Below are 11,959 nucleotides of genomic sequence, written 5' to 3'. Positions count from 1 at the left end.
TTAAACTGGGGATGTGAGTTACTCCCGATAAACGACAAGGGGTTTAATGAGACACCCTCTAGGGGGCTGTGGGGGAGGGGGTTGAATGCTTTTTTTCTCTCCCTTGGAGTCCCCACCCTACCTCTCTCGGTGAGTCTAGGGGGGTGTTATGGGGTGGGTTGCGGCAAGCCAAAGAGTTGGCAAGCGTTGGCCGTGGTGGTTTGGGCTAAGGTGTCCAAGTCTTCTTGACGCAGTTGGGCCAAGGTTTCGGCAACATAGCGAACGTTGGCGGGTTCATTGCGTTTCCCTCGTTTGGGGACGGGGGCCAGAAAGGGACAGTCGGTTTCGATCAGGAGGCGATCGCGTGGCACAATTTTGGCAGATTCTTGCACGGCTTTGGCGTTTTTAAAGGTGACGATGCCACTAAAGCTAATATAGAAGCCGAGATCGAGAAACCAAGCGGTTTCTTCTGGTGTTCCGCCCCAACAGTGCATTACGCCCCGTGGGGGCTGTTTTTGCTGTTGGAGTAGCTCGCGCAAATCTGAGGCTGCGTCCCGACAGTGAATAATGACGGGTTTGTCGAGGTCTGCCGCAATTTCCAGTTGGGCTTGACAAACGTCCCTCTGGTGTGCTTGATTTTCGGCTTTATAATAATCTAGCCCGAGTTCACCAATGGCGACGACTCGGGAGTCTGCACAGGCAAATTCCCGAATTTGGTCTGCGGTGTCGGCGGTCCATTGGTGGGCATCCAAGGGATGTAACCCCACCGCAAAGGATAATTCGGGAAGTCGATCAGCTAATGCTTGTGTTTTTGGAAATTCACTGGGTTCGACACAGGAATGGACGAGACGCACCACCCCTGCTTCTTTCCAGCGTTGTTGTAAGGCTTCCAAGTCAGCTTGGAAGACATCAAAGTTAATGTGAACGTGCGTATCAATTAACTGCATTGAAACCCAGTTGTTCGGCCTTGCTTGTGAGGATAATACAGTGTTGGCCACTGTCAATCACCCCCTTGGCGACTGGAGCTAGATGGCTCGATCGCTCCTTTCTCATTCTAGGATGTTAAATCCAAAGTGGGGGGTGAGAATGGCAAGTTTAGGAACTTGCTGTGGCTGCCGGGGTGGTTTGGGTTTCCGGGTTGGTGGTGCTAAGTCGCCAATATTTGGCGAGACGGGCTTTTTTTCTTGCACCGTTGTTGGCGTGCAGCACTCCCCGTTTTACAGATTTGTCGATTTTGCGGTAAGCGTTGGAGAGTGCTTGATTCACTCGTTCTTGGGCTTCCGATGAGGGTTGGGCAACATACTCATCGACGGCAGTAAAATAGGTTTTCATTAAGGTTTTTACTGACGATTTATAGGCTTTGTTGCGGAGGCGGTTTCGTTCCGCGATTTCGATACGCTTGATTGCAGATTTTGAGTTAGCCACAGTCTTCCTCAAGAAAAGATTACAAAGAAAAGATTACATTGACAATTCCCTAGTTTAATGCTAGGAGAATTTATTTAGTTAGGTTTTCCCGGATGGGACGCGAACCTTGGGCGAAAAACACGAAAAATAAAACGCGGAAAACAAAACGCGGAAAATAAAACAATTTGACAGGTCTAGGTTTTGACAGGTCTAGGTTTTCTAGACAGTCTGCTGTTCTGTAAGTCCCCGTGGGGCTACAGTTGAGGGTATTTTCTTGGGTTACGTCCTTTTGAGTCACGTTTTTATTGAGTCACGTTTTTCGGTTACGTCCTGGGAAAGGCAAAGATTTTAATTTTAAGCCATCCAATCCATAAGGTGTCTGTTAGACACAGTAAGTTCATACAGTCAGTTCATACAGTCAGTTCATACAGTCAGTTCATACAGTCAGTTCATACAGTCGGTAATGAGTTCCAAAACAGCAAGTCAGCGACAGAAGGTTTGGGTGGTAAACTTAGGACATACTAATATAACATCGTTTTGAGTCACTCGACAAGAGTGAATGGGGGGGGGAGATTGGAAGTAGTCTTGGGAAAGTGTAAAATTCCTCCCCTCAAGTAGCCCCCTCTCGGAGAAATTCAAGCTAACCTATAGAGAGGGATAGGGGATAGTGGATGGTTACTGCTGAGGATATCCCCCGATGACGATCGCAATCAGAAGAAGGCTTTTAACTCCATGCTGCGAATTATCACCGAGCCAACTGAGGCAAAAACAGAATTAGAACGAATTAGTGGGCGTACTCAGGGCGGTGAGACGCTACAACAAGAGGCGGCAGTCCGCGAAATTTTACAGGCGGTTAAGCGAGTCGGAGATGAGGCTCTGTTAGATTATACGGCCAAGTTTGATGGTCAGGTGTTGAAGGCGGAACAATTACGGGTGAGTGGTTCGGAATTGGATGCGGCCTATCATCAGGTGTCACGGGAGTTTGTGGATGCCATTACGCTGGCCTGTCGGCAAATTAAGGCGTTTCATCGGCAACGGATGCCTAAGTCTTGGGTGCAGTTTGGCCAGGATGAGATAGTGTTAGGGAAGCGTTATAATGCGGTCGATCGCGCAGGATTATATGTGCCTGGGGGAAGGGCCGCCTATCCGAGTACGGTGTTAATGAATGCCATTCCGGCACAGGTGGCCCAAGTGCCAAGGATTGTGATGGTTACGCCCCCCGGAGAGGATGGTAAGGTGAATCCGGCGGTGTTGGTGGCGGCCCAAGAAGCGGGAGTGAGTGAGATTTATCGCGTGGGTGGGGCCCAGGCGGTGGCTGCGTTGGCTTATGGGACGAAGACCCTGCCAAAGGTGGATGTGATTACGGGGCCGGGGAATATTTATGTCACCTTGGCGAAAAAGATGGTTTATGGGGTGGTGGGGATTGATTCCCTAGCGGGCCCGTCTGAGGTGTTAATTATTGCAGATCAACAGGCGAAGGCGGTTCATGTGGCGGCGGATTTATTGGCGCAAGCGGAACATGATCCCATGGCGGCTGCAATTTTGCTGACGACGGATGAAACTTTGGCCAAGCAGGTGAAACAGGAAGTGGAGCAACAGTTACGGAATCATCCAAGGCGGTTGTTAACGGAGAAAGCGATCGCGCATTATGGTTTAATTGTGGTAGTGGATTCTCTCTCCAGGGCGGCGGAATTATCGAATTTATTCGCTCCAGAACATTTAGAGTTAGAAATTGCTGAACCTTGGGATTTATTAGAGCAAATTCGCCACGCCGGAGCAATTTTCTTGGGTAATTCTACCCCAGAAGCGGTAGGAGATTATTTAGCGGGGCCGAATCATACATTACCTACGTCGGGGGCTGCGCGGTATGCTTCGGCCTTAGGGGTGGAAACCTTTATGAAGCATTCGAGTTTAATTCAATATTCTCCAACGGCGTTACAAAAGGTGTCTAATGCCATTGAAACCTTAGCGAAGGCAGAGGGGTTACATTCTCACTCCGAGTCGGTGCGGTTACGGCGGGAAATGGATAATGGGTGATTGGTGATTTGTTGTTTGTTGTTGGTTGTTAGTTGTTTTGTATGTCTTTAGGTAATGCTACCTTTATATGCCTTGGGTTAAAACCCAAAGCCCATAGCTGAAACCCGTTAAAACGGGTTGATAGACTAATCAGAAATTTAAAAATTTAGGAATAATTAGGGTTTGGTGCGTTAACAACACGAATGTCAATCATTGTCCAGTGACTTGGTTAGTCCTGCGTAGGCCACCAAATTTTAATGGTTTTATCGGCACTACAACTTACTAATTTACGGCCTTCAGGACAGACAGCCACCGCTAACACTCGGTTTTCGTGATCATTTAACGTACAAATTTCTCGTCCTGTGGCCACTTGCCACACCTTAATAGTATTATCCCAACTGCCACTAATTAACATCTTGCCATCGGCAGTAAAAGCCAGTGAACACACTTGATCGGTGTGGCCGCGAAATAATTTTAACACTCGACTGGTTTTTAATTCCCAGAGACGGATTAAATGATCTGATCCAGCACTGGCAAAGGTTGCACCATTGGGAGCAAAGGCCACAGCTAAAATTTTGTAGCGATCGCGCAATGACCGAATCAAGCGACCACTCCCCATATAACGCAATTTTATCGCCTTTTCTAACCCCGCCGTCACCAACGTTCGACCATTGGGACTAATATTCACAGAAGTCACCGCACTGGAATACCCCGAAATGGTTTTAATTTCCTTTCCCGTCGTTAATTTCCAGAGACGGACCGTTTGATCTGCACCACCACTGGCCAAACGCTTCGAGTCGGGGTGAAAAGCTACCGACAACACCGAGTCCGTATGACCCATAAACCATCCCCCCAAGGTGCGGATCTGTTGTCCTGTGTCTAGATTCCACAATTTAATATTGCGATCGGCCCCACCACTGGCAATCATACGATTATCCGGACTAATGGCCACACAATACACTTGGTCCCCATGACCATTAAACACCCGCAACTGTTGTCCTGTACTAAGTTGCCACAGTCGCACTGTCTCATCATAACTGCTGGTGGCAAAGGTGCGGCCATCGGGACTCATGGCAATAGAGGTGACAATATCACTATGGCCGCGTAATGTCCCCACACAAGTCCAAGGAGCAGTGGATTGAGTCGCAACGTAGGGATTACGGGGAGGTGCAGCATAACGGGAATAATTGGACGTTTTTCCCCATTTCCGCTTTAATTCAGCCACCCGCCGCAAATCCGCGTTGGCTTTACGCTCCCGACCTAACATAGAATAGACTAAACCCCGATAACGGTAAGCGTCGGCATAGTCGGGTTTCAGGAAAATAGCGAGGGAAAAGTCTTCTAAGGCTTCTGAGTAACGTTCCTGTTTCGCCCGTTCTACCCCCCGATGGTAGTATAATTCTGCTTGGGCTTCGACTTTATCCCATTGGGTCTTAGCGGCAGAAGCAGCAGTCTGTGAGGCGGTTGGTGATCCCCTAGGCCGATAGGATTTCAGGTACTCGTAAGCCTCGTTAATTTTCTTGATTTTTTCTTCGGCTTGTTGTTTCTGTAAAGGGTCATCAACGAAGCGGTCAGGATGCCAGGCTTTGACCAGATTACGATAAGCGAGCTTAATTTCTTCTGGAGGGGTGCCAGGTTTGATCTCTAATATTGCATAATATTCGTTGATATCAGGCATTTTCAGGGAGTGTGGGAGGTGAAGGTGGGCAATTGTGCCTTCTTCAATGTACCAAGTCTTAATTCTCTATTACCAATTTTGCCTGATGGGTTTCGTTTCTGGTTGTGGGGTTAGGAGCTTACTGCATATTTTCTGCATTTTGTCAATTTTTTTTCGATTGACCACGCCACTTTAGCCAAACTCAACTTGGAAAACCATATCATTATAATCCCGATCGCCCCCACCTGGTAAATCTTCAAACCCAAACACATTATCTCCCAATAACCGTAAATGATCGACCCCATCAGGATTAGCCGCCATAAAGGGAAAATACGCCATCGCCTCTCCTCCGCTTAAATTGCGGACATTTTCCTCTAGGAATTCTGCCACCGTTGCATTCGCAATAATAAAGGGAGCGAGTAACCCTTCAAAATCAATCGGAGGCGTTTCTCCGGTTTGAAAGTCCATAACACGACGTTCTTCAAGAGCGACTTGAGCATAATTTTCATCCCCCGGCATTAAACCATTAATTTCTCCCGTTTCATCATCAATGCGATAGAACCCAACTGTATTAGAATAACGGGCCTCACTGCGAATATCGAGAGTTGCCGTTTTCACCCCCAACCCTCGTAAATCAATTAATTCTCCTTCCGGTTGTCCTTGTAACCCAGTCCCTAGAGGGGAGTTCCCATTGGGGGAGAAACTGAGCGATAAGGCAAGATCATTAAAATCGGGACTTCCTCCCATGCCATCCTCCCATTTCAGGGTAAATTGTTCCGTTCCCGATGAAGTCACTTGCAGCGCATTGCCATTGTTGGCAAAGAAAACTTGAGGCGGTGTTTGTCCCTGTTTTAAGGCATTGAGAACGGTGTCACTGGTACTATTTTGCACCATATAAAATAGAAGGCGATCGCCTGCTTGAAAATTGACAGTACGAGAGGAGGAAAACCGTTCAAATACTGTATCTGGCAATCCCGATGCGATCGTTGTAGTCCGACTGGCCGCCGCTTGAAAGTATTGACTCTCACCAGGAAGAAGACCATCGACCGCACCTTGGTCATCATCCACTTTAATTACCCCAATTTCGTGAACCGCATTCATACTATTCACTTGAGTAATGGAGAGTTGTAACGGAATGGCTTGACCTGGTGTTCCTCCTAAGACAAAGATATTATTACTCGTTGCGTTGAGAACCTGAGACTTTTGGGGAGTCGGTTCAGGTGGTGTGGGTTTATCTGTCGCTTCTCCGGTTAAACTAAGTTGATAGTCTCCTACGCTTCCCGGTACTTTACCCGTTCCCGCAACAGGATTATAATTCCCTGCGTTTTCACTCGCTCCATTCACCCCCACAAAATAAGTTTCTCCTTGAACAACATCGACCTCCAGAAAACTACCTCGCGTTTCCTCGTTTTCATCATCATTGGCAGCTAATTCCTGTCCGTCAGCATCAAACAAACGCAAGAAGGTATCGGCACTCCGTGCGCTATTGGTTGTGGTGCGAATGCGAAGTTTACCTGTAAAGGTGGCGACAAAACGATAGAGATCAACGTCATCTGCACCAACAACTAAATCTTCATCCGAGCCAATTTCACCAAAAATTGTTTCCTCTAGGGAAATAGTTTGAACTGCCGGGTTACTAATTTTGTCATCGGAGAAGCGTTCTAGTTCTTCCAAGTCAAGAACTTCACTATTGAGGACATATTCCCCTGTATCCCCAGGAGAACCACTCCCCATAATTTCGGGGTCAAAATCTTCACTTCCTGATCCTGTAACAGCCACATAGTAATCGGTATCCGCTTCAACTTCGTAGATGATACGAGGGTTGCGGTCAATGACAACGGGTTGGTCTGCATCCAGTCCACTGCTTCCAGTAGATGCGATGGGAGTTCCGTTTTCAGTGAGGAGGAGGAGAACAGCTTGAAGGGGGTCGTCACTTTCTGAAGCATTGAAGGCACTCGCATCAACTTTGAGGAGTCCAGAGGTGGGGGAGTTCACTTTATAAAAATCAACGTCATTTTCCCCCACCTCTAGGGTTTCTTGGTCGAAGGGGTCGGTATCTGTACCAATTTCTCCCCGTTGATTGGTCATGGGTAAGGAAATGGCTTCGAGTCCTTGAGCAAGACTAATACTACCGTCAGGGTCACTAATATCGCTCGGTGCATTGAGGGGGTTGCTATTGGGGTTATTTTTAAAGAGGGTCAGGTTGAGGGAATAGTCCCCTCCTGTTCCGGGGTCTGGACGTTGAGCAAGGTATTCTGAGTCATAGGCTTGCTTTCCTTCTTCGGATATGCCGATATAGTAGGTTCGGCCTTTGGCGGCTTGAAAGTAGAGGAAACTATCGGTGTTATTACTGGGGGTTTCTTCTGAGTTAAATTCATTCCCTGTGGGGGTTGTGGCAACGGCAGCCCCATTATCATTTTCGGCAACTGCTCCGCCGTTGAGAACCACTGGATTTCCCGCTTCATCAAAGACTCGGAGGAAGGACTGGACAAAGTTGTTATTGGGAGTGTCGATATCAATAAAGACTACGCCATTATCAGGAATGACGACTTTATACATATCGACATCGGACAAGGCGTTAATATCAGTGCCTTGGTCTTGACCAATGTTGCCTTGAATGGAGTTGGTTGTTCCGTCGGTGGTCAATTCGGCATTACTGGCGGTGTCTTTTGTGCCGTCGGGGTCGGGAATCTCGAAGTTAAAGGAGAGTTTGTAGTTTCCTTGAGTGCCATCTGTTCCACTGCCTGCCTCGTTTACATCGTAGGTGGTGTTACCTGCTCCACTAATGCCGATGTAGTAGTTTGTGGGGTTGTCGGGATTGATATCTAAGAGTGAGTTGTTGCTGTAGGTAAAGACCGATGACCCATTGACAGGGAGTTCTTCACTGTTTAAAGGAGTTCCCGTTGAGTCAAAGAGGCGGAGTGTCGCGTTGAAGTCATTGGTGGGGTAGGTGGGATGGGGAAGGAGGTTAACGTTCAGTTGCGTTATGCTGTCTTCCACTATAATGCGATAGAGGTCAACGTCTTTGGGTCCAACTTGGTTGGATACGCCATCAATACCGATACTACCCAGGAAGGGGAAGCTGTATTGAGTGGGTTCGCCTTGTTCGTTATCGAAGAAGAGGGGCGCATAAACAGGGGTAAAGAGGTCTGCTCCTTTTTGTGTGCCGTCAATATCTTGGGTTGTTCCTTTCAGTTCGTTGAATTTGTCTTGGAGTGCGGTGACAGATTTATAGATGTTGAGGCGTTTATAAGTCTTATTCGTTTCTAAAACATTGGTATTCTCAACGGGATCGTTTACAAGGTTTGGATATTTTTGAAGCGTTGCCTCATCAGGAGTCCCATCAAAAATGCGATCGGCATGGGTTGTAAAATAGTCAACTACCGTTTCAGGAGCAAGTTTGCGTCCGCCTAGTTCAAGAGAGGCTTCTTGCATGAGGGCAACCGCACCTGAAACGTGAGGGGCTGCCATGCTAGTTCCACTTGCTCCAATAGTTAAATTCCCTTCTTTTTCTGGTATTGTGCTACGGATAGAAGTTCCGGGCGCAAAAAGCATATTTGGAACGTCAAGACGTTGGCTAAAACTAACTACTTTATCCGCACCTGTAGTATTATCTTTTGCATTAAAATAACTTGGCCATGTCGTTGACTCATATCGTCCGTCACCCCAAACTGCACCGATGAGTAAACTACTGTATATAGCTGGTGCATTTACCCCTTTGTTCTCAGCGTTAATATCAGGATTATCTTCTCTAGCAAATTCTCCATAATCATTGCCTGCTGTAGCGATTACAGTAACACCTAATTTCTCTAATGTTTTGACTAATTCATAACGGCTCGTCGTCTCTAATGTTTGTAAATTTTTTTCAAGATAAGGTCCACCGCCTAAAGACATATTCACAGCAACAGTGTTGTATTGTTCTTGATTTTGTGATAGCCATTTCAGAGCGTTAGTAATGCCTAAAGAGCTTAATTTAGAGCCATAAGTTATATTTCCTTCATCATCGGTTTCTTTTTTGCGATAAGCTATATTTAACCCAATTAAGCCAACTCCTGGAGCGACTCCTATACTAGAATCATTTGCGCCAATTGTGCCAGCAACATGAGTTCCGTGCTGAAAGTCAGTGTTATTGTTCACTGTTGCTGGGATATTGCCATTTCCAGCAAATGTTTCTCCTGTAATGTAATTGGGACTGAGGAGTGGATGTTCTGGGTCAACTACGGTATCAATAACGGCTACACTAAAGCGTTGACTTCCTGTGAGTAAGTTATAGGGATTAGGTGTGCCATCAATAGTCCAGCTAATTTGGGGGTCATTGCGGAGTTGGCGGAGTTGGGTGAGTCCGATTAAATTAAAAGCAGAGTTTTGAGAAGGAATTTCAGGAGATTGAGGCGGTGTCCAGTCACCTTGTTGTACCAAGTATAAGATACTGTTGAGGCGTGGAATATACTGTGCAGTAGATTGAGGATTTCGTGTACCGACAAAAACTTCAAATAAGCCATCATTATCAAAATCTACAATCTCAGGAACTGCTTGATTCAAATCTCCAATCCAAGGATCAGAGTTGGCTGGCGTATCTAGATACTGGTAAGCAAATGGATGATCATTTAGAAGCGTGATTTCTATGAATTGAGGATTTTCATTAGTTCTTATATTTTCAAAATAGCGAATTTCCCCTGTCTCATCGTCTAGCATCGTTTGGGCTAAGAAAAGGTCAAAATCTCCATCTGAATCAAAATCAACGACTTCTGGAACTATTCGGAGTCCTTGGTTTTCAGGGATTTCAACGCTATTTTCAAATAAACTGTTAGTTTCTAATACGCTAAACTGAGGATTGGCAGGATTGCTGCTTTGGTTTTTGTAAACTTTGAGAACACTATCTATATCTGTAACATTCTCATTATCAAGCAAACCTCCGACAAAAGCATATTCAATTACAGAATCGCCATCTACATTCACAAACGTAGGAGACGCATAATAAAAGGGGGTAACTAAATTTCCGCTGTTAACCGTAGGTTGCTCTAGACCAATAGTGTCAGCACTTACAGGGTCTTTAAATGTATTATCCCCATTATTTTCAAAGTAATAAGTAAATCCTAAATGTTCTCCAATGAAAATATCTAAATCTCCATCACCATCAATATCAACAATACTGGGTTTAGTAACTTGACCAAATACATCTTCTGCTTTCAGCCCACTCTCTAGGATAATTCCTTTAATAAAATCTGGTGTTGCAGTCTTCAGAGGAACTAATCCCGGAAATATAGAGTTGTCATTATTGAGTGCAGTGGGAAACTCAAATGTATTATCTTCTTTGTTTTGATAATACGCTAAAGTTCCCCAACTGCTTCCAACAAAAGCATCTAAATCACCATCTCCGTCAACATCAGCCAATGTAGGGGCGGTAAAAGATTGTAGGGATTTTAATGTACTAAATGGTGTTGGCTGACTGTAATATCCTATCCGTTTGCTTGGGCCAAAATCACCTGTAAAGTATTGTTCTTTTGGGTGAACTTCAAGCTCTGGAATATTATTTGATCCAATTTCATTACCTCCGTTGTTAACCAAAATTAGTTCTTCAGATTTTAAATTATCTGTAGATTTAACATAGAAGGAACTGTAAACTTCAGATGTATCGTATCCACCTTTATTGCCTTTAATAATTGTGTTTTTGATATTTAAGTAAACAGGATCAGGTTCATAATCTTCCCAAAATGCACCTATGCTAATACCACTTCCATTACTTGCTACAGAGTTAGAACCATTATTAGTTATTAAAATTGCTCCCTTTTCTTCTCCATTCAAATTAAGAGTTGCTCCATCTATTAAAGAAATTGCTGATACCGGAAAAACCTCTGGAGAAGTATAAGAATTTTCTTTTATTTTGACACTAGATTGAGTTTCTGCATTGACAGTTAAGACAGCTTTATCGTCTGTAATATAAATAGCTGATCCCTCAACTGTTGCTTTGTTATTGATAATTTGAATATCATCGGGATTCGCTGCGTTAATTGTGATATCTCCTTCATAACCATTGTAGATTCCTCCACCTAATCCCCATGAATAAGAACCTTCAGAATCTTCAAATGTTAAAGCAGAGTTACCTGATATAACAGTTTTTCCTTCAATCGTGACACTAGAATTATTATTTTCAATGCCACCCCCCCAACCGCTTGCTATTTGTGGATAACCAGCGATATTATTTGTAATTTCGCTGTCACGAATAGTCATACTAGCTTGAACTGGTTCTTGATCTTCACCCAAAAAAGGCGTTTGATTACTGATTCCCCCTCCTGAAATAGACATATTTTCAGTAACTTTGACATTATCTAAAGCAACCGCCCCTCCAAAATTAAATAATCCCCCTCCTGCTACTGCCCAGTTACTATTACCAACAGCCCGACCGTTTTTGATCGTCAAATCATTCAAAGTTAAATTGCCATTCTCTTCCGGCCCGTTTCCAGGACCCGATACTAAAAAAATACGAAAACTGTTTGAATCATCATCAGGTAAACTAGGATCGCGTTGAATTGTTGCACCATTCCCATTAATGGTGATTTCGCTAGTAATATGAGGCAGTCCTGTTAGTCCTTCGTATTCTATATCCCCTGCAACGGAACTGGTTAAATTAAAGGTAGTTGGGATCAGGTTGATTGTATCTGCTTCGGGAGTATCATTAGCTTGGTTAATTACGTTAATCAGTTCATTGACGTTGTTCGCTGTGAAAGTAGCCATGCTATTCCCCCTAGTTCAAGTGACCTACCTAAATGCTGGTTGCAACCGCTCGCACCCTTCCTTCCAAAACTAACATCACCTAGATTCTGCCAAAGTTACAATTGAATGAAGAATTGTTAATCACGTTATACTTTTATGAAAAAGTGTTAAGCACAAAGAAGACCAACA

General features: G+C 44.9%; 5 protein-coding genes. 1 reads left to right on the top strand and 4 read right to left on the bottom strand.

Going from position 1 to position 11,959, the window contains the following annotated elements:
• Nucleotides 1-146: 146 nt before the first annotated feature.
• The gene (locus PN462_RS07245; RefSeq protein ID WP_272127380.1) at nt 147-926 is read right to left on the bottom strand and encodes a TatD family hydrolase; all 780 of its coding nucleotides are present in this window, start codon (nt 924-926) and stop codon (nt 147-149) included.
• Between the two features lie 148 nt (nt 927-1,074).
• The gene (gene rpsT / locus PN462_RS07240) at nt 1,075-1,404 is read right to left on the bottom strand and encodes a 30S ribosomal protein S20 (protein WP_272127379.1); all 330 of its coding nucleotides are present in this window, start codon (nt 1,402-1,404) and stop codon (nt 1,075-1,077) included.
• Nucleotides 1,405-2,115: 711 nt separating this feature from the next.
• Between rpsT and hisD the strand changes: the two genes are divergently transcribed.
• Entirely contained in the window at nt 2,116-3,420 is a 1,305-nt protein-coding gene (gene hisD / locus PN462_RS07235; protein ID WP_272127378.1) for a histidinol dehydrogenase, read from the top strand.
• A 208-nt stretch (nt 3,421-3,628) separates the two neighbouring features.
• On the opposite strand, the gene PN462_RS07230 is transcribed toward hisD, so the two are convergent.
• Both PN462_RS07230 and PN462_RS07225 read right to left on the bottom strand, forming a co-directional pair.
• A complete protein-coding gene (locus tag PN462_RS07230) occupies nt 3,629-5,077 on the bottom strand; it encodes a DnaJ domain-containing protein (protein ID WP_272127377.1) in 1,449 nt (482 codons plus the stop codon).
• 171 nt (nt 5,078-5,248) lie between these two features.
• On the bottom strand, nt 5,249-11,791 hold the full coding sequence (locus tag PN462_RS07225) for a S8 family serine peptidase (RefSeq protein ID WP_272127376.1): 6,543 nt from the start codon (nt 11,789-11,791) through the stop codon (nt 5,249-5,251).
• Between the last annotated feature and the right edge of the window lie 168 nt (nt 11,792-11,959).

The sequence above is a fragment of the Spirulina sp. CS-785/01 genome (genome assembly GCF_028330525.1).
GTDB lineage: Bacteria > Cyanobacteriota > Cyanobacteriia > Cyanobacteriales > Spirulinaceae > JAQMSD01.
This window is presented reverse-complemented; position numbering and strand designations above follow the sequence as displayed.